The 19,503-nt window shown below is 31.7% G+C and carries 18 protein-coding genes; 14 read left to right on the top strand and 4 right to left on the bottom strand.

The window, feature by feature from the left end; genetic code table 11:
• Positions 1-366 precede the first annotated feature (366 nt).
• The 4 genes from MHH59_RS16435 to MHH59_RS16420 are packed head-to-tail and all read right to left on the bottom strand — an operon-like array spanning position 367 to position 4,197.
• Complete coding sequence (locus MHH59_RS16435; protein ID WP_002128205.1) at positions 367-975, bottom strand: response regulator transcription factor; 609 nt, start codon at positions 973-975, stop codon at positions 367-369.
• The gene (locus MHH59_RS16430; protein WP_033730040.1) at positions 947-3,088 is read right to left on the bottom strand and encodes a sensor histidine kinase; all 2,142 of its coding nucleotides are present in this window, start codon (positions 3,086-3,088) and stop codon (positions 947-949) included. The genes MHH59_RS16435 and MHH59_RS16430 overlap by 29 nt, the downstream gene beginning before the upstream one ends.
• Positions 3,081-4,049, bottom strand: coding sequence for a class 1 isoprenoid biosynthesis enzyme (locus tag MHH59_RS16425; protein WP_340851825.1), 969 nt, complete (start codon positions 4,047-4,049; stop codon positions 3,081-3,083). The genes MHH59_RS16430 and MHH59_RS16425 overlap by 8 nt, the downstream gene beginning before the upstream one ends.
• Positions 4,024-4,197: a hypothetical protein gene (locus MHH59_RS16420; protein WP_001030236.1), complete on the bottom strand. Its 174-nt coding sequence runs from the start codon at positions 4,195-4,197 to the stop codon at positions 4,024-4,026. Before MHH59_RS16420 ends, MHH59_RS16425 begins: the two co-directional genes overlap by 26 nt.
• A 240-nt stretch (positions 4,198-4,437) precedes the next feature.
• Between MHH59_RS16420 and MHH59_RS16415 the strand changes: the two genes are divergently transcribed.
• The 14 genes from MHH59_RS16415 (at position 4,438) to MHH59_RS16350 (ending at position 19,498) form a co-directional block, all read left to right on the top strand.
• Positions 4,438-4,578 (top strand): gallidermin/nisin family lantibiotic, encoded by a 141-nt coding sequence (locus MHH59_RS16415; RefSeq protein WP_000606628.1) that lies wholly within the window; start codon positions 4,438-4,440, stop codon positions 4,576-4,578.
• Positions 4,579-4,627: 49 nt separating this feature from the next.
• Complete coding sequence (locus MHH59_RS16410) at positions 4,628-4,768, top strand: gallidermin/nisin family lantibiotic (protein WP_000606628.1); 141 nt, start codon at positions 4,628-4,630, stop codon at positions 4,766-4,768.
• Positions 4,769-4,817: 49 nt separating this feature from the next.
• Positions 4,818-4,958, top strand: a complete 141-nt coding sequence (locus MHH59_RS16405) for a gallidermin/nisin family lantibiotic (protein WP_000606628.1) — start codon at positions 4,818-4,820, stop codon at positions 4,956-4,958.
• Positions 4,959-5,044: 86 nt separating this feature from the next.
• Positions 5,045-8,260 carry a lantibiotic dehydratase gene (locus tag MHH59_RS16400; RefSeq protein WP_002185394.1) on the top strand — a complete coding sequence of 1,072 codons (3,216 nt, stop codon included), beginning with the start codon at positions 5,045-5,047 and terminating at the stop codon, positions 8,258-8,260.
• Positions 8,232-10,115 carry an ABC transporter ATP-binding protein gene (locus tag MHH59_RS16395; RefSeq protein WP_002128199.1) on the top strand — a complete coding sequence of 628 codons (1,884 nt, stop codon included), beginning with the start codon at positions 8,232-8,234 and terminating at the stop codon, positions 10,113-10,115. Before MHH59_RS16400 ends, MHH59_RS16395 begins: the two co-directional genes overlap by 29 nt.
• A gap of 17 nt (positions 10,116-10,132) precedes the next feature.
• Complete coding sequence (locus MHH59_RS16390) at positions 10,133-11,488, top strand: lanthionine synthetase C family protein (RefSeq protein WP_002167992.1); 1,356 nt, start codon at positions 10,133-10,135, stop codon at positions 11,486-11,488.
• Positions 11,489-11,513: 25 nt separating this feature from the next.
• Positions 11,514-12,122, top strand: a complete 609-nt coding sequence (locus MHH59_RS16385) for a flavoprotein (RefSeq protein WP_078178949.1) — start codon at positions 11,514-11,516, stop codon at positions 12,120-12,122.
• A 211-nt stretch (positions 12,123-12,333) separates the two neighbouring features.
• The gene (locus MHH59_RS16380; protein WP_001058380.1) at positions 12,334-13,068 is read left to right on the top strand and encodes an ABC transporter ATP-binding protein; all 735 of its coding nucleotides are present in this window, start codon (positions 12,334-12,336) and stop codon (positions 13,066-13,068) included.
• Positions 13,065-13,895 (top strand): ABC transporter permease, encoded by an 831-nt coding sequence (locus tag MHH59_RS16375; protein WP_002128195.1) that lies wholly within the window; start codon positions 13,065-13,067, stop codon positions 13,893-13,895. Before MHH59_RS16380 ends, MHH59_RS16375 begins: the two co-directional genes overlap by 4 nt.
• 19 nt (positions 13,896-13,914) lie before the next feature.
• Entirely contained in the window at positions 13,915-14,673 is a 759-nt protein-coding gene (locus tag MHH59_RS16370; protein ID WP_002128193.1) for an ABC transporter permease, read from the top strand.
• Between the two features lie 25 nt (positions 14,674-14,698).
• Positions 14,699-15,478, top strand: coding sequence for an ABC transporter ATP-binding protein (locus tag MHH59_RS16365; RefSeq protein ID WP_002128192.1), 780 nt, complete (start codon positions 14,699-14,701; stop codon positions 15,476-15,478).
• Complete coding sequence (locus MHH59_RS16360; RefSeq protein WP_002128190.1) at positions 15,453-17,300, top strand: FtsX-like permease family protein; 1,848 nt, start codon at positions 15,453-15,455, stop codon at positions 17,298-17,300. Before MHH59_RS16365 ends, MHH59_RS16360 begins: the two co-directional genes overlap by 26 nt.
• 63 nt (positions 17,301-17,363) lie before the next feature.
• Positions 17,364-18,044 (top strand): response regulator transcription factor, encoded by a 681-nt coding sequence (locus MHH59_RS16355; protein ID WP_001014563.1) that lies wholly within the window; start codon positions 17,364-17,366, stop codon positions 18,042-18,044.
• On the top strand, positions 18,044-19,498 hold the full coding sequence (locus MHH59_RS16350) for a sensor histidine kinase (RefSeq protein WP_002128187.1): 1,455 nt from the start codon (positions 18,044-18,046) through the stop codon (positions 19,496-19,498). Before MHH59_RS16355 ends, MHH59_RS16350 begins: the two co-directional genes overlap by 1 nt.
• Positions 19,499-19,503 lie beyond the last annotated feature (5 nt).

The following is a 19,503-nucleotide window of genomic DNA, read 5'->3' as shown; positions in this document are numbered from 1 at the left end:
GACGGTAATCTAAGCTAATAAAATAAAATCCTCCCTAAAATAAAAAAATACGCTATTCTTTCTGTAGAATCATAGGAAAGGATGGCGTGTTTTCATTTTGAGCAAGATTTTGCTTTTCCAGCCTGAGAGAAATGTGGTGGGAACATATACAGAATGAATTTAAAATATAATGGGGAGGGAATTTATGAATATAATAAAAGATTGTAATTTTTATCTGGTTAAAGTTATCTCAAATGAAGAAATAGGACCCAATCATGAGTCCTATTTCTTCATTTGCAGGTATTGGTGGTTATATACTATGATTCTGTGTCTCTGTATTTATCAATAAACTTTTAGACATAACAGTTCTGCAATGTCACCTTATCCTTAAAAACCTTCAATTAATCCTTTTTTAATCCCTTTTACGACTGCTCCAACTCTTGAATCTACACCCAGTTTTCTAATAATTGAAGAAATGTGATATTCTACAGTTCTTTTACTGATTGAAAGGTCCGTACTAATCTCATAATTTGTTTTATCTTTTGAGATTAAGAGTAATATTCTTTGTTCAGCAGAAGTTAGTGCTTCAATATTATTTCCCATAATCTGATTCTTAGAAAATAGTATATATCCCATGTGACTTTGACGAATTGCGTTAGCTAGGTCAAATGCTGATCTTTCTTTCGTAATGTATGCACTTGCTCCAGCTTCAAAGGCCGCATTATAATATTCTTCATGATCATATCCTGATAGAATTACAACCTTTACATCCGGAAATTTTGACAATAAATCTTTTGTAAGTTCAATACCATTATACTGCTTCATCCTGATGTCTGTAACAATTACATCAGGACGGGTATCTTCCACAGTTTTAATTAATATGGAAGGATCGTGAACGGTATTAATCACCTCAATATCTTCCTCAGATTCTAGTAGTCTTTGGATGCCTAGCATAACCAACAAATGGTCATCCACTAGTAGTGTATGTATACTCATTATTTTCCTCCCAATTTACTGGTATGGTAAATGTGACTAATGTTCCATGTTCTTTTTCAGAAGATATTCTCAAATTTCCGTTCAACTCGGAAATTTGACGCTGGATGGTCATTAGACCAAGGTGGTTGCTTGTACTAAATTCAGAAAAACTGTTCGGAACACAAAAGCCTATGCCGTCATCTTCTACAGTACAAACATAGCAGCCTCTTTCTTCTATGATATGTATTTGAACATTATTCCCCTTGGAGTGCTTAATAGCATTATTCAGTAGCTCTTTTATAATACGATAAATCTGTATTTCGAGATTTTTCGAGAGAATTTTTAATTTGCAATTAAATTGTATATGAATGAGAATGCGATAATTTAATTCGAACTCGCGTTTTAGTGTGTGTAAACTTGCTTCTAAACCTAAATCTTCTACGATAATAGGGTGAAGATTATGACACATTTTTCTAATGCTATAGATAATATCTTCAAGTTGCTCATCCATTGAATTTAATATGTCTATAGAAAAGTTTCTTTTGGTCTGAAGCATTCTTATTTCGTTTAATTGCAAAATAAGAATTTGAAGAATTTCATCATGTAAGAAAATCGAAAGCCTTTTCCTTTCATTCTCTAGAGATTGAATAATCTGATAGTTAAATTGTTTCCAGTTTTGAGCTTTTACCTTTGCTTTTCGAATTTCTTTTTTATTACTATTGAGGGTATTAACACTTAATAGTAAATTTGCCGAGTTTATTACAACCTCTTCAAGTTCATTAATTTCTTGAGGTTTAAATAATGTATAATCATTTTTTTCACCAATAATAATAGCTCCCTGCATGCCTTGGTAAATGAGTATTGGAAAACAAATTAAGTGGTATTTTTCAAACTGAATATGAATAGGAGTAGTACCTTCCTTTAGTAAGTAATTCTGTTCAAGTTGATTCAATTGGTTAAACAGCTCAAATTTATCCATATCCTGAAAAATACCTGTCTCATATAATGAATGATAAATACTATTTGAGTTCCATATTATGGAAACGCCGTTAATGTTAAACATCTGGTTAATAAGCTGTCCGACTAATTTTGCAAGCTCTTTAGCATGTTTTTCCTTCGAGAGTGTTTGAAAAAGCTCAATCTTATGTAAACCTGATTGTGCATCCTTTTTTATGTTTAAATACCTAAATAATGAGAGAATAAGTTTATATATATATACAGAGAGTACAACAGATAATACACTTAAGCCGCATAGTATAAATATTTCTTTTTGTGACAAATCTATGAATTGCTCAACCGAAAAATTTAAAAATAAGAAATTGAGCAAGTAAAAGAGTAAGTTTGTTAGCCATTTAGAAATTCTAATCTCAAATTCGATAACTTCTTGCTTTATTAATAAATAAGAAATAGTTAAAGGAAATATAATAATACTAGGTAAACAATATGTAAATGGAATTTTAGATTCCCCAAAAAGTAGACCGGGAATCAGATTAAGTAGAACAATAGGTAAAAAACTAAGAATAATACCAAAAATCAGAATATATAATTGACTTTTCACCTTAAGGTTATTTTCTCGTAAATGTAATGAAACAAGAAAAACACAGATGCTAATACTCAGAAATAGGTTAGTAATTAGTAAAACTTTAAATAAAAAGCTAAAATTATTGTTAGACATATATCCAAAACAACAAAAAATTATATAAATAATTGTCAATCCTGTTGAAATTACAAATGATACAAGGTTGAATATTTTTACATATTTTGGTTTGGTAGATACAGGGAAATTAGAGAAAAAACTTATTAAGAGATAAGAAAGTATAAAAATACTACTCACCTCTATAGCTTTAAAAATATTTATATCATAGCTAGATAATAAGGATGTTAAAATAGCTATCCCAAAGACTGATGTTAGAGAAAAGAATTTTTTTGCTACAATAGATTGTCTTTTTTTTAAAAAGCTAATTAATCCTATAGTAAAAAAAATAAGACTAATAACGCTGATCATATAAAAATGACTAATTAATAAAGAGTTAACGCTTTCTTTAAAATTACTAGAGTGAAAATAGTAAGTATTTATTAAAAGTATTAATAAATATAAAATGCTTAAAGGTATACAGAACCAAATATTACGCATAGGAGTGACCTCTGCCCATAACCATCATTTGAAAATAAGTCATTTCGTCTTTAGAAAGAACAAAATGCATTTCTAAGAGTGCAAATGCTTTTCTATAATATAGTTGAGATAGGATATGACAATAGTGAAGTGCTCCAGATTGTTCTATGTAATCCCGGACTAATGCCCGAACTTCAGGTGACGAAGATATTTGTTCATCCGTTAAATTTTCAAAAAAATTATCCTGTGTTTTGCAACTATATTCATAAGCTTTTAAAAAAGGAAGATAAGCCTTTAAGTCCTGAAGGTCATTTTTATTATCTGTCATGGCATCATTAGCATCATTTCTTAGCTGACCAGCTATCCCTATATAAGATGTAATTTCTTTTAAAATTCTATTTTCAGGATTAATAGTTCGAAAGATAATTTCTGTGAGTAGACCGGATTTCTTTTCAATAAGTTTCATATATTCTTCTTCACTTAAAATTATTTTTTTATCTATTGAAAAACAAAATTGGATATCTTTCCATTCTCCACAACACGAATGTATCAATTGTTGGAGAAGATCTCGTGTTGCAGTATCTTTTGTCTTATAAGTTAAGTATATCAGTCCTTGCATAAGTAAATATTGAGAAACTAACAAAAAACGAGGATATTCGTTTTTAAAATATAATGGATCTAATACGTCTCCATCACACAAATCATCTATTATATCCGCTGATAAAAAGATAAATTCAACCCCCATTGCCTTATCTAATTCTCTTTTTGTTATTGGTTGTCGTTTGGTCAAAAAAGAAAGAGCTAGATATAGCTCTCCCCACGAGAAGCCAGAATATTCAGGATTTAAAACCTTTCCTTTATGAGAAAGACATTTCTGAATAAGTAGAAGTATTTCAGATTCATCACTTTGATTACGGTAGGAGATATGGTAATCAATATGATTGATTAAACAATCTTTAAACCCACTGATTTCCACCATCAATTTTCACCCGGAAATCCTTTGCATACTCATCTAATACAATTCGCTCTTCAACTGATAGTGTCTCCAATGAAGGACATAATTCATAAGTTTCAAAGGTAAGTTTGTTTTTTTTCATCTCCATTAAAAATTCCCATATTGCTTTATTCATAAAAATAACCCTCTTTCCAAATATTCTGTATTTTAGTTCTATATAAAAAAATACAATAAAAATGGGATATTTTCAATATAGTCCTTAAATTTTTAATACTTAATTTACATATATTTTTTTTATTATGCGTGAATTTACAATATAAACTTGCGGAATATACGGATTCTACTAGGATATTTATCTGATAAATTAGACACATAAGACATAACGTCTTAATAAAAATTTTAGGGGGAAAAGAAAATGATTAACGAAAAAAACCTTTTTGATTTGGATGTTCAAGTAACAACAGCTTCAGGTGATGTAGATCCACAAATTACAAGTATTTCAGCTTGTACGCCTGGTTGTGGAAACACAGGTTCATTCAATAGCTTCTGTTGCTAATTGCTACATAAGACATATTGTCTTAAAAAAACTTTAGGGGGAAAAGAAAATGATTAACGAAAAAAACCTTTTTGATTTGGATGTTCAAGTAACAACAGCTTCAGGTGATGTAGATCCACAAATTACAAGTATTTCAGCTTGTACGCCTGGTTGTGGAAACACAGGTTCATTCAATAGCTTCTGTTGCTAATTGCTACATAAGACATATTGTCTTAAAAAAACCTTAGGGGGAAAAGAAAATGATTAACGAAAAAAACCTTTTTGATTTGGATGTTCAAGTAACAACAGCTTCAGGTGATGTAGATCCACAAATTACAAGTATTTCAGCTTGTACGCCTGGCTGTGGAAACACAGGTTCATTCAATAGCTTCTGTTGCTAATTGAATGCCAAAAAAGAGGGAACACAGATGTGTCCCTCTTTTTCTCCTATTATAATATTTGATTAGAACAGAAGGGAAGATTCCAAATGATTACAGAAAAAAGGAAGACTATTCATACATCAAATAAAACCGCATGTAATAATATATTTGAACCTCTACCATTTTTTATGATTAGATCCCCGTTTTTACCATTTAACGCACTATATCAAATTAAGGATCAAGAATTATTGATTGAAAAATTAAGGGAATATGCAGAAATGGATTACATTAAGGAAGCCATTGCCATTGCAAGTCCTTCATTGCTTGAATCTCTTAAATATATACATGGTGATTTAAGTAATAGGAAAACACAACAAGTAATATCTTCTGTATTACGATATATGTTAAGAATGACAACACGCCCAACACCTTTTGGAGCTTTTTCCGGGGTAGCATCCGGAGAGTTTAAAGAAAAATCTTTACTTGAAATGAGCCATTTTGAACAATTTAAGAAAAGAACTCGGCCTGATATGGAATGGTTATTGGGAGTGGTTTCATCACTTGAAAAAAATCCTTGTATTCTCCAATTTTTAATGGTTAGTAAAAATCATGCTACTTATCGTGTCGGAAACCGCCTATATTTACCTTTTTCAACTGAATGTGGACAACTTCGTAAGAAAGATATGGAGAAAAAAGAAAATATTTCAATTACATATAGTGAAGTTGTTAAGAAAGTTTTAGATTTAGCTGAAACACATATTACAGTGAAAGAGCTTCTCCAAAAGTTGAATAATGACTATCCAGGCACAGATATAAAGGTAATGGAAAACTTTATTCTCCAGTTGGTAGAGCAAGAATACCTTATAACTGAGCTAAGACCGCCACTTACATATGACTCCCCATTTGATTATGTGATTGACAAGTTAAAAGTAAGAGTTGGTGAAGATCAAATATGGGAAGATTTACTGAAGGTAAAAGATTTAATACTTGTTTATGACCAATTACAGCTTGGAAAGGGGCTTTCTATATACAACGATCTTATCCTATTAATGAAGGGGATTTATGAAGTTTCAACGCCTCTTCAAGTAGATTTCGCTTTAAATATGCATGATTTAGCTATAGGAAAAAACGTAGCAAATGATGTTAGTAAAGCAGCTCAAGTGTTATGGAGCATAGCCGATAGCGGAGTTGGATTTCCTCATCTCCAAAAATATCATATTGAATTTTTAGAAAAATACGGAACAACTAGGGAAGTTCCATTGGTAGAACTTTTAAGTGAGGAATTAGGGCTTGGAGCACCCGCGACATATAAAAATCCAAAAGGAAATAGGGATGGAGAAAATTTTACGCCGCCTTTAGATGAAGAACGTAATGTCCAATTATCATATATGCTTATTGAAGCTATTCATAATCAGCAAAAAGAAATTGAAATTACTGATGAAATAATTAGCAGAATTGGAATAGAAAAAGATACTCGATACGCTCCAGATTCATTTGAAGTATATGGAGAATTGTATGCTACTTCGCAAGAGGAATTAGACAATGGAAAGTATAATTTATGCCTAAGCCCAAATCCAGGATCTCATGCAGCAGGAAGCACATTTGGTCGATTTTTAGATATCTTAGATCCAAATGTTAGACGTGAAATTCAGCAACAAGAAGCGGAGATTGACCATCAATTTAATAATGATATCGTTATGGTAGAGGGAAGTTTTCTTCCGGCAACTGGCCGTTCAGCGAATGTGGCAATTGGAAAAACTACAAGAGAAGTAACTGTAACTCTTGGAACAAATGGAGATGAAGATACTTTGCAAATTCCAATTGATGATATTGTCGTTGGAGCATCATTAGAAAACTTTTATCTGAAATCTAAAAAATTTGGGAAAAGAATTAAAGTGGTAGCTGGTAATGTACTAAATTACCAAAGTGGCCCTAATATTTATCGCTTTATGAGAGAAGTTTCCCTAAATGATTTAGACCACTGGAGAACATTCAATTGGGGTAATATGACATCTTCACCTTATTATCCAAGGATTCGTTACAAAAATATCATTCTGTCTCCTGCAATTTGGAAGTTAAATAGAGAAACTATTGGTATGAAAAATAAACCTAAAAGTGATGATGAATTTTTAATCCTATTTGAAAAATGGAGAGTGAAATGGGCTGTTCCACGCTATGTATTTATGACGTATAGTGACAATAGGATTTTAATTGATCTTGAAAATATTCTTCATCTTCGAGAATTAAAGAATGAACTTTTTAAGCAGGGTAGATTACAGTTGAGAGAATCATTACATGACATCAATAAAAATTGCCTTAGCAGCCCGCTGGGTAGTCATGCAATGGAAGTTGTATTTCCGTTGAAAAAAATGAACGATGTCGCTAAAAGGAAGAGTTTAGGAGCTGTTGAAGACGGAAAAAAAGAGATGGTTAGTGAGAAAATGATTTATCGTTTGCCCGGAAGTGAATGGCTATATGTTAAGCTCTATGTTCCACAAGCAAGAGAGAATGAATTTATTTCAAAATATATGACATCATTTGCTAATAATATTGTACAAAATGGTTTGGCTCAATCATGGTTCTTCATGCGATATCGTGATCCAGATGCTCATATTCGTTTGCGATTTTATGGAGATCCCAAGAAGTTGAATGCATCTGTTCTTACTCATTTAAGGGATTGGGCAAATAATTTAATGAACTCTGGATTTATTCATAAAATGACGATTGATACGTATGAACGAGAAATAGAGCGATATGGTGGTCCGTATCTGATAGAATTGGCCGAGAATTTCTTCCATTACGATAGTAGGTCAGTAACAATGCTTCTTAATGTGATCGGACAACAAGCTGAACTGCCAGTACATGCACTGGCATCCTTAAACATAATTGAGATTATGGAGAATTTTGGTTTAACTTATGAACAACAATTGGAAACTATTGAAAGAAATACAGATAAATATGAATTCATGGATGAATTTAGACCAATGAGAAAATTATTAAATAACATTGGAAATCCTGAAGGTGATTGGAATAATTTACGTAATTACAATTCATCAATTGGACTAGAGATTTATAAAAGTCTATTAGTTCGGAGAGAATCATTAAAAGAATATTTTTCCAGTATTCAAAAATATAAAAATGAAGACAAGCTCTGGAATAAACAACAAACAATTATGGGAGCAATTATTCATATGCATTGTAATCGACTATTGGGAGCTAATCGGGAACTAGAAAAAAAAGCACTTGCCTTTACGCGGCATATCTTATCAAGCCAGCGATATTGGAGGAATCAGAATGAAACAGATACTCAATCACACACCTGAAGATGAGAAACTATCATTTTCAAATATTTTAAAGTCTTTTCATTATTGGCCTGGTTTATTTAAACTTTTATGGGAAACGCACAGAGGATATTTCTTCTGTGTGCTTACCTTAAATTTTGTAAATGGATTATTACCTGCAGCATTGATTTTGACAATCCAATACCTTGTTAATACAGTACAAAACATCTACCAGAATGGGTACAAGGATGATTATTTTACTCATGTTTTACCGTTTTTTATAGCCTTTGCACTAGTTACAATTTTAACGGGTGTTACAGGATCAGTTTTGGAAACATATAAACAGCTTTACCGAAATCTTCTTTCTAATAAAATCAATGTAAAATTAATAGAAAAAGCAAAAAGATTACCTTATTCCAGTTTCGAGAACCCAGAAATTTACAACAAACTTCAAAGGGCGCGCCAAGATTCCACATATAAACCATTTGCTATTTTTGAAGAACTTATGGGGATTATAAAAAGTGGAATAACTGTGATTTCTATTTCTGGTATCTTAATGATTTGGAACTGGCAGTTTACCCTAATTTTAATTCTATTACCACTAATCTCTTCCTGGTCAATCATGAAAATTGGAAAAGAAATTTTTTTAATTAGTCATAAGCGTGCCGAAGAAACAAGAAAACAATTTTACTACTACTATTTGCTAACGACAGACATCACAGTAAAAGAAGTGAAATTATTTGGATTGGGCAATTTACTTCTAAAAAATTATTCAAATATGTTCAATCGATTTTATCTGCAAGATAGACGTCTGCTTTTAAAAAAGATGAGGATTGACCTGTTTTTTCAATTAATCAGCGTGGCTTTTGTAATGTTTGTGCAGTTTATGGTGGTTATGGATGCTGTAACAGGGATTATTGCTATTGGAAGTCTTATCGCTTATTTTCAAGCTGTAAATACTACACAAAAAACATCTAATGAATTAATGTATATGATTTTTAATATGCACCAAAACAATCTTTATATGACTCAACTATTCTCATTTTTGGACGTTCCTGAAGAAAGGGATGTTTCAAATAATGGAGACAATACTTATTTAGATAGCATCTCTTTTGAGGAAAAAGGTATTCGATTTATAAATGTCTCTTTTAAGTATCCTGGTCAAAAAGAGTATACATTAAAAAAAGTGAATTTTCACATAAAACCAGGTGAAACATTGGCTCTTGTCGGATCTAATGGTTCGGGTAAATCTACGATTGTAAAGTTAATTACAAAACTTTATACGGACTTTGAAGGGATTATTCTATTAGATGGAAAACCCATTCATCAATACAGTACAAACGAATGGCAGGATAAGATTAGTGCTATTTTCCAAGACTTTGTTAGATATGAACTAGATGTTAAAGATAATATTGGCTATGGTGACTATAAAAAAGCCGATCAAGTAATGGCTATACAAGCTGCTGCTAAAAAATCTGGAGCATTAAAGATGATTAATAGTTTGCCTAACCAAATGGATACACAACTTGGGAAAACTTTTGCGAACGGAATTCAGTTATCTGGAGGGCAATGGCAAAGAATCGCCATTTCAAGAGCATACATGAGGGATGCGAGCCTATATATTCTAGATGAACCTACTGCCGCATTAGATCCAGAAGCAGAAGAAGAGGTTTTTAGAGATTTTAAAGAAATTACAAAGAATTGTATGGGGCTCTTTATATCCCATCGGTATTCAACTGTAAGGCATGCTACAAAAATTATGGTCCTCGATAAAGGTAGAGTCGTGGAACTAGGTACTCATAATGAACTATTAAAGATAAAAGGAATATACGCAAGACTATTTGAGTTACAAGCTAAAAATTTTATAGATTATTCCAAAATTCAAGTGAATGTTTAATTAGAGAGGAGAAAAATATGCAATTAACTACAGAAAAAAAGTCATTTTGGTTACAGGGAATTAGTATTGAAAAAAGAAATAAAGCATTAAAGTTAGTTCGTGATATAGCAGAGCAATTAAAGGATCCGATGTATGTAGAAAAAATTGTTATGGAGCCTGATAATATACCAAATGGAGGAACACTTCATCCATGGGACCCCATTACTTTATCCCATGGTTATCCAGGTACTATAATGTTATTTGCAGAATTAGATCGACAGTTTCCAAAAGAGGGATGGGATCTTATTGCACATAGTCACTTGGTAGAAATACAAAAGGCAATAGAAAAACAAGGTGTGAATAGTATTTCTATGTTTGGCGGTGTTTCTGGTATTGCGTATGCGACATCGTATGCTTCGCGTAACTATGAAAGATATCATATATTTTTACAAAAGTTAAATGAATTTGTACTTTCGCAGTTACATCTTGTATTGAACTACGGGAAAGAAGAATGTGGTGTTCATCCATTTATGTACGATACAATCCAAGGTGCTACTGGAGTAGGGCGTTATTTACTGCAAAATATTCAACTTGAATCAAATTTGGAAGCACTCAAACAAATTCTCAATTGTTTTATTAATATGTCTAATGACATTGAGGTGAATGGAGAAGTTCTACCTGGTTGGTACGTACCGTACACCAATCAGTTTTTGGAAACAGATAAGATACTATTTCCGGATGGGAATTTCAATTGCGGCCATGCTCATGGAATGCCTGGCCCACTTTCCTTGATGGCGTTGGCTATCGAACAAGGAATTGAAGTTCCTGGACAAAAGCAAGCGATTCGTAAAATGATAGATTGGCTAATAAAATGGCAAGATGAAGGTTCGTGGCCTGCGAGGCTTAGTTTTAAAGAAGTGGTCAATGACCAATCATACCACGTGTATCCGAAGCGAAAAGGCTGGTGCTATGGAAATCCAGGAGTAGCAAGAGCTCTCTATCTGGCTGGGAGATCCTTGAAGGATCAGAAGGCCATGAAAATTGCATTAAGTTCTTATCAAGATACACTTTTGCAAAGTGAGGAAGAATGGGATTTATCTTCTCCAACATTTTGTCATGGAAGAGCGGGATTATTACAAATGTCTATTAGGATGGCAAAAGATGAAGATGGGGAAATATCGATGCAATCCATTACAAAATTAATAGATTATGTAATGGATGCATATGATCCTCAAGCACCATTTGGCTTTAAAGACTTACAATCCAATGAGCAGACTTCAAACGAGCTAAACAAGGTAGGACTATTGGAAGGTGTAAGTGGTGTACTTTTAACATTATTAAGTCTAAGCGCAGTAGAGGAACCATGGTGGGACGGAGTATTTCTAATTTCCTAATCAAGAATTGAGAGGATGTTACAGTATGAACCAAATGAATCAATTGCTTAATTCTAAGAAAATATTAGTAGGAGTAAGCGGCTCTATTGCAGTAGCTGGAATTTTTCAATATTTAGCTATATTGAAAGCGAATTTTAGTGAAGTAAAGGTTATCATGACAAAAAGTGCAATAAAACTTATCCCTGCAGAAACCGTGAAATTATATTGTAATGAGGTATTTATCGATGAGGAACTTACCCTAAGTGGTAAACCAGGTCATGTGGAATTGGCTAGATGGGCAGACTTACTAATGGTATTACCAGCTACAGGAAATACTATTTCAAAAGTAGCTCATGGTTTAGCTGATGATTTATTAAGTACAGTCATTCTTGCTCATGATAAACCAGTTCTCTTTTTTCCTAATATGAACAAATTAATGTGGGAGAAAAAAGTAGTTCAGAATAATGTTAAACTTTTAAAAGGATATGATCATATAGTGATTCCGCCTTTGAAAACAACAGCTTTTGAAATTGCGACTATGTCTTTGAAACCGAACTATGTTTTACCTAATAATCAAGAAGTATTGCATATACTCTTTAAGGAATTTGAGAAAAGAAAGTCAGTAACTGTACATGAAACGGTTGAAATGCACTAAAACTCACATTTTTGTGAGTTTTTTTCTTTTCTTTTTTCTTTTCTTTTTTCTTTTCTTTTTTCTTTTCTTTTTTCTTTTCTTTTTTCTTTTCTTTTTTCTTTTCTTTTTTCTTTTCTTTATTCTTTTCTTTATTCTTTTCTTTATTTTTTTTCTTTTCTTTATTTTTTTTTAATATTTGTCTTCTATATTAGTCCATAAGGAGGGATTTTATATGAATAATGAAATAGTTTTAGAAGCAAATCACTTAACAAAAACTGTAGGTGGCAAGACAATAGTAAATGATTTTTCAACTAAAATATATAAAGGAGATATTTGTGGTTTTCTGGGGCCGAATGGGGCAGGAAAAACAACTGTTATGCGTATGTTTACAGGATTAATTCGCCCGACAAAAGGAGTCATAAAAATAAGTGGTCAAGATGTAAATCAAAATAGACAACAGGCTTTGATGAATATGGGCGCAATTATCGAATCACCAATATTCTTCCCGTATATGACGGGTAGAAAAATGCTACAAAATTTAGCGAGATTATACCCTGCTCTTTCTCGAAAAGAACAATTGGAACAAGTAGAAGCAATACTATCTATTGTAAGGTTAACTGACGATGCAGATGTGAAAATTAAAAATTATTCATTAGGAATGAGACAGCGACTCGGGATTGCACAAGCTCTTCTAGGTGATCCAGATGTTATTTTATTAGATGAGCCAGCCAATGGTCTGGATCCTATGGGCATGAGAGAGCTAAGGGAATTAATTCTTGAACTTCGTGAAAAGAAAAATTTAACCTTTTTTATTTCAAGCCATTTACTAGATGAAATTCAGCAAATGTGTGACCGCCTTGTCATAATTAGAAATGGAAAGCTTATCACCCAAGGAAGGAAAGAAGAGTTAATTACAGATCCAACAAAAAGGTTGGAAGATGTGTTTGTGGAGATGATGACATCATGAGGGGGCTTTTTATTTCTGAATTTGAAAGGCTTTGGACGCAAAAAATAACTTGGATAATCTTGTTTTTCTTACCTTTAATGGTAGTTGCGTCAGTTAAATATTATCTAAACTGGAATCAACATACTTCTCCTGGAAGACCAGATTACGTTACTGCTTTAAATTTTCCTATAATAAGTATTTCTGAGCATCTTGTGGTTTCGTTTAATATTATCGCTATAATACTGATTTCTACTGTTATAGCGCATGAAGTAGAAAATGGACAATTAAGAATGATTTTGATTCGTCCATTTTCTACCTCACAACTTTTTGTAGCTAAGCTTGCTACTATATTAACTACCATGTTCCTATATTTAACTTTGTTTTGGATTTTTAATTCCATAGCAGGCTATTTATTCTTTCCAAAAGTAGATACATTAATAACATTTATAGATGAAACCAAGGTTTCTATTGCAGGGGCGATACTATATAACTTAAAGTATTTCTTTGCATGTTTCATTACTATGATTTGTATTGTTTCTGTATTTACATTAATAGGGGCGTTAAGTAGAAGTACGATGATCACTCTTGGATCAGGGGTGGCCTTTATTTTCTTTGCTATTGCAATTCCACAGATTTTAGAATTCTCTAGCCAAACGATAATTAGCGCTAATACTGTACTACATCTTATGTACATGTCAATCGTTAAAATTCAGCATACAGGTATAGCATTTCTACTTTCATCAAGTAATAGTATAAACATTTACATTGTTATAGTGGAAGCGATTTATATTTTCTTATTTGGAATGTTCGCATACTTGTCATTTGTGAAAAGAGATTATTTTATTTGAAAACTAGGAGGGAGTTCAATTGAAAGCATTAGTTATAAGTGAATGGGAACGACTATGGAATCAGAAAAAAAGTAAATGGATGTTGGGGATTTTTACTGTTATTGTTTTTCTTCAAGCTTGGTTTTTGAAGTACTATGGGGTTGGGATTTATAATGATGGGCAACAAGTGCCACTAAATTCTTGGAATTTTTCATGGTTTTTATTAAAGGAATCTTCTTTCTTAATTACTTTGATTTTCATGCCTGTATGTTTCTTGAATAGCTTAAATGTAGAATACAACTCAGGAGCATATCGTCTATTTTTAATTAGGCCTTTTCAACGATTAACCTTTCTTATGTCAAAATGGTTTTCTCTTTCTGTAATGGTATTACTCTACTTATTTGTTGTTCTTTTTATTGGCATAGTACTTGGGTTGGTGTTTTTTAAAGCAGATGATGCTTTTACTTTCTACGGTCAACAAAAGACCTCTATAGAAGCAATATTCTATACGGTACAAGTATATGGATTGTTTTTTATTATTCAAATGTGTGGTTTAGCTATTGCTAGTTTAATAAGTATCATAATTTCAAATGCAGTTATTAGCTTTTTCCTTCTGATTGGAATTTACATCGGCTGCTTGTACATAAGTCAGTTATCGTTCTTTTTATTATCCGTTCAAAGTATCTTCCATGCTCTCAGCACAGGAAGTAACAGTTTATACGTCCTGATTCTAGGTATCATGATTATTAGTGTTAGCGTTTGTATAAGCATTTGGAATAAAAAAGAATTTACATGTTAATAAAAGGATAGAAGGGAGGTTTACCATGATTATGTTAGAAGCTAAAGGAATTGAGAAAGTTTATAAAACTAATTTCCAAGAATATCCAGTTTTAAATAATGTCAACTTAACTGTTCATGAAGGAGATTTTGTAGGGATTATGGGACCTTCAGGGAGTGGAAAGTCTACACTTTTAAATGTGCTTTCCTCTCTTGATTTTCCTTCAAATGGAGAAATTACAATTAAGGGACAGAATTTAACTAATATGAATAGTGATCAATTAAGCAATTATCGTCGCGAAAATATTGGTTTTATTTTTCAAAATTACAATTTGTTAGATCACTTAACAATTGAAGAAAATATTCTTCTACCCGCAGCTTTAAGAATGGGGAGCAAAAAGGGTGTTAGGGATAAACTCGAAACATTAGTGAATGAACTAAATATTGAACCGCTTTTGCCAAAGTATCCCTATGAAATCTCTGGGGGACAACAGCAAAGAGCTGCTATTATTCGTTCGTTAATTAACGATCCTTATCTGTTATTTGCTGATGAACCGACGGGAAATCTAGATTCAAAATCTGCTTATGATGTATTGAATATACTAAAAACATTGAATGAAACACATAAATCAACAATCTTAATGGTAACTCACGACTCTGTAGCTGCTAGTTTTTGCAACAGGGTCATATTTTTGAAAGATGGCAAGATTGTTCATGAGATGCAACGTTCCCATGAAGAAAAGCAATTCAGTTTCAATCAACGTATACTACTCTATATCTCTAAGGAAGTGGGGGAGAATGATGTCAATATTTTCACTCGCACTTAAAAATATAACTCGCAATCTTTCACTGTATATAGTGTATCTTGTAAGTTGTATTCTATCAGTTACAATTTTTTATATGTACGCAGCATTTCTTTCATATCCAAAAGTTTCTGGAATAGAGCAACTGTTAATTGCGTGTGAATTCATCATCTTGCTATTTTCATGCTTTTTCATTTCATATTCTTATGACCATTTTCTTACTGAACGGAAAAAGGAAATTGGTATTTGGAAAACATTCGGAGCTTCAAAAAAACAATTATTTATTATCATAGTTTTAGAAAATTCGATAATTGGAGCAATTTCTATCTTAATTGGGATTATGATTGGTATAGTACTATCCAAAAGCTTTTTTGATTTCATCGGGAAATCTCTCTTCTTAAGCGAGTCATTTTCCTATTTCTTCTCTCCAATTGCTACCTTTTTTACAGTTATTTTGTTTGGAGTTCTGTTCTTTTTTGTTTCATTGCGTAGTTATTATAAAATCGGACGCATTTCTGTTTTGGAATTATTTCAAGAGACAAGAAAACCAAAGGATTTACCTAGGTTTTCAAAGAAGAAATTCATTATTTCCCTGTTAATTTTGGTTATTTCTTATGTTTTTATCCTTAATGCATCTTTACCCGTACTATTATTCTCTTTTCTACCTGTAGCTGCTCTTTTATTATTAGGAACGTACCTTTTTTGTTCGCACGGATTAGTAGGAACTGTATCCTATTTAATCAATAAAGAAAAAAAGCATTTAAATGGCATTCGAATGCTAATATTTATAAGTCTAAGGAAAAAACTTTATTATAATGCTAAAATTATCTTCCTTGTTTCAATACTCTTATCAATGATAATGATATTAATCAGCTCCATATATTTATATTCAGAGTTGAATGATCAAAGAATGCGAAATAGCCACCCACAGCCAGCTATATTTATTGTTGATAAAAAACAAGAGAATACACTAGAATCTGCTTTAGAGAAAAACTTCAAAGGAGAGGTTGAGGGATTTCATAAGAAAAAATGGGAAGGTATATTACTGAATTCATCAAAGGGAGAAGGTAAAACCTTTATACTACAAACAGATTCATTCTTTATAAAGGACTGGACAGAAACAAAAAAAGATAACCTGTTATTTAGTAAAAAAAATGAGAATATCGATAAGTTGCATATCCAAACAAATAACGGTAATACAGAATTGATAGTAAAAAATATGGTCGAAAAACAGGCGATTAACTCGGTATCTCGGATAGATAATGTAGCTTTTGTACCAGCAGATACTTTTAATGAATTAGAGAAGGGATCATTACCTACTCAACATGTTTCATTTTACACATTAGATTTCAAGGAAAATAATAAGGGTTATAGTGCACTAAAAAAATTATTTGAGACACTCCCTTTAGAGATAAAGGAACAGTCCAGTGTTCGTCTTCTACATTATGAAAATACAGTTCAATTAACTTCAGTTTTATGGATAATAGCATTATTTATCGGTTTTATCTTGTTAATTGCTTTATCCAGTCTTCTTTGGTTTAAGTTATATGAAGATATATCTAATGATAGAAAAATATTTCACTCTTTAAGAAAAATCGGTTTGAATTTCAATGAAATAAAAAAAACATTAAGGGTTCAAATTGCTATAATTTTCTTTGTACCAATTATTCTGGGGGGGATAAATCTATTTATAGCAATCTACGCCTTGCAAAATATATTGGGAGGAATTAAAATTTACTCAATAATATTAATATTTTTTATTTTCTTAGTCTTCCAATTAATATTTTTCTTCATTTCAAACCACTATTACTATAAAAAAGTTGTTCATGAAAAGAATATTAATTAACAAGAAAATATATTTTAAAAAATAATAAGATTTTTAATCTAAACTAGAAAGGAGTGTTTTTTTATGAATGGAACGATTCTTGTTGTAGATGATGAGTCAGAAATTGTAGATGTACTCTCTGATATATTCTCTGATCGTGATTATAAAGTTCTCAAGGCCTACAATGGAGAACAAGCGCTAGATCATTTAAAAACACAAGTTGATTTAGTCATTTTAGATATTATGATGCCTAAAATGGACGGTTTTGAATTTTGTAAGGTCGTTCGTGAACAAATAAAATGCCCGATTCTATTTTTGAGTGCTAAACATTCAGAAATAGATAAAGTAAAAGGCTTTACTTTAGGTGGAGATGACTATATTACAAAACCATTCCAAGTTAAGGAGCTAATTGCACGTGTTGAGGCCCACTTGAGGCGTGAGAAAAGAGAACGTGTAAACTTGCAAAATCAACGTTTCTTAGGAAACTTGACCATTAACTATTCACAGCATGATGTTTTCATTGATGGAGTAAAAATAGATGTAACGAGTAAAGAGTTTAAAATATTAGAGCTTTTAACGGTAAATCTAGGACAAATCTTTTCTAAGGAACAAATTTATGAAAAAATTTGGGGGCTGGATGCAGTTGGGGATCTCAATACAATAATAGTACATATTAATAACTTAAGAGCTAAGTTAAGTTTAGGTATGTCAACTTACCATATTAAAACCGTATGGGGAGTTGGCTATAAGTTGGAGAAATGTTAATGTTAAAAAAATTATCGTTGAAAAACCAATTTATTCTAACATTTGCAGCTGTAATATTTTTAAGTATTGTCAGTACGGTTTGTACGTTAATTTTAATATACTCTTTTCTTTTTATTTATAATGAAAAATCTGTTTTACCTGCCAACCATTATGAAAAACAAGTGCCCAGCATTGAAAAATTTGTAGAAATGAATGGGGATAAAATAGTAGATTTATCCTATCAAAAAAAACTAGAGAAAGTGATTCCAATGCAAGGAATTACTTATCAAGTTATGAATACGAATGGAAATAGATTATATGGTACATTGAGCGATGAATTATTGAAAAATGATAAAGAAGTGTATCATAAAATAAATACATCTACTCAAAATGGTAAACTAATTACAAAATACATTCCAATTATAAGTAATGGTAAACTAGTTGGTGTGCTTGCTGTACGATACATATTAGCTGCATCTATTGATTATTACATAGAATATGTATTTATTATTGCTTTTCTTGTTCCTTTTATATTTTTAACGCTTTATTCTTATTTATTAGCTAAGCGTTTAGGAAAACAGTTGAATAAACCTATCAAAGAGGTAATAATGGCCTCACAAAAAATTAAAAACAAGGATTTAGACTTTGAAATAAAATATGAAAGTGAAAATGAAATAGGTATATTAATTGATTCTTTCAATAGTATGAAGGAAGAATTAAAAAATTCATTGTATGTTCAATGGAAATTAGAACAGGAACGTCGGGATATGGTTGCTTCCATTGCACATGATTTGCGAACACCGTTAACTATTATTTTGTCTCATGTAGAAGTATTAATGGAACCCATGCCAAATAATCAAAAACGGATTCATCACTACTTGCAAACAATTAAGAATAATACAGAAAGAGTATTGCATTTAACAGAAGAAATGAGGAGAGTCTCTGAAGTGGACAACCCTGATTTCACTCTTATGATTTGTAATATAGCTCCAGCTGAAATGATTCCAGAAATGCTTGAAGAGTTTAAGGAATTGGCAGAAAATGAAGATATACAATTAACCTATACTTTACTTATTAAATCAGAAGAAAAAAATCTTAAGTTTGCACTTGATCCGAATCGTTTGCATCAAATTCTTACGAATATTATTTCTAATAGCATTCGTTTTACTCCAAAAAAAGGAAGAATTGATGTGCAAGTGGAGGTGAAAAAAGACGTTATGTCTTTTTCTATCTCGGATTCTGGAGTTGGATTTAATACAAAAGATATTCCGTTTTTATTTAGTAAATTCTACCAAGGTGACCTTTCAAGGTCAAATCAACTACATCATGGACTTGGTTTGTATATCGTGGAAAAATTGGTTAAAAAACACGGTGGAGAAATTCATGCTGAAAATAATGAGATTCAAGGGGCATGCATTTCATTCACGATACATTCTCTTTTTAGTAACGAAAAAAGGAACTATGAATTGTCATAGTTCCT

This window comes from Bacillus sp. FSL E2-0195, assembly GCF_038003645.1.
Taxonomy (GTDB): Bacteria; Bacillota; Bacilli; order Bacillales; family Bacillaceae_G; genus Bacillus_A; species Bacillus_A mycoides.
This window is presented reverse-complemented; position numbering and strand designations above follow the sequence as displayed.

Excerpts from the sequence above, each read along its gene's own strand:
- MHH59_RS16435 (WP_002128205.1), bottom strand. The coding sequence starts at position 975 with ATGAGTATACATACACTACTAGTGGATGACCATTTGTTGGTTATGCTA.
- MHH59_RS16430 (WP_033730040.1), bottom strand. The coding sequence starts at position 3,088 with ATGCGTAATATTTGGTTCTGTATACCTTTAAGCATTTTATATTTATTA.
- MHH59_RS16420 (WP_001030236.1), bottom strand. The coding sequence starts at position 4,197 with ATGAATAAAGCAATATGGGAATTTTTAATGGAGATGAAAAAAAACAAA.
- MHH59_RS16415 (WP_000606628.1), top strand. The coding sequence starts at position 4,438 with ATGATTAACGAAAAAAACCTTTTTGATTTGGATGTTCAAGTAACAACA.
- MHH59_RS16410 (WP_000606628.1), top strand. The coding sequence starts at position 4,628 with ATGATTAACGAAAAAAACCTTTTTGATTTGGATGTTCAAGTAACAACA.
- MHH59_RS16405 (WP_000606628.1), top strand. The coding sequence starts at position 4,818 with ATGATTAACGAAAAAAACCTTTTTGATTTGGATGTTCAAGTAACAACA.
- MHH59_RS16400 (WP_002185394.1), top strand. The coding sequence starts at position 5,045 with ATGATTACAGAAAAAAGGAAGACTATTCATACATCAAATAAAACCGCA.
- MHH59_RS16395 (WP_002128199.1), top strand. The coding sequence starts at position 8,232 with ATGAAACAGATACTCAATCACACACCTGAAGATGAGAAACTATCATTT.
- MHH59_RS16390 (WP_002167992.1), top strand. The coding sequence starts at position 10,133 with ATGCAATTAACTACAGAAAAAAAGTCATTTTGGTTACAGGGAATTAGT.
- MHH59_RS16385 (WP_078178949.1), top strand. The coding sequence starts at position 11,514 with ATGAACCAAATGAATCAATTGCTTAATTCTAAGAAAATATTAGTAGGA.
- MHH59_RS16380 (WP_001058380.1), top strand. The coding sequence starts at position 12,334 with ATGAATAATGAAATAGTTTTAGAAGCAAATCACTTAACAAAAACTGTA.
- MHH59_RS16375 (WP_002128195.1), top strand. The coding sequence starts at position 13,065 with ATGAGGGGGCTTTTTATTTCTGAATTTGAAAGGCTTTGGACGCAAAAA.
- MHH59_RS16365 (WP_002128192.1), top strand. The coding sequence starts at position 14,699 with ATGATTATGTTAGAAGCTAAAGGAATTGAGAAAGTTTATAAAACTAAT.
- MHH59_RS16360 (WP_002128190.1), top strand. The coding sequence starts at position 15,453 with ATGTCAATATTTTCACTCGCACTTAAAAATATAACTCGCAATCTTTCA.
- MHH59_RS16355 (WP_001014563.1), top strand. The coding sequence starts at position 17,364 with ATGAATGGAACGATTCTTGTTGTAGATGATGAGTCAGAAATTGTAGAT.
- MHH59_RS16350 (WP_002128187.1), top strand. The coding sequence starts at position 18,044 with ATGTTAAAAAAATTATCGTTGAAAAACCAATTTATTCTAACATTTGCA.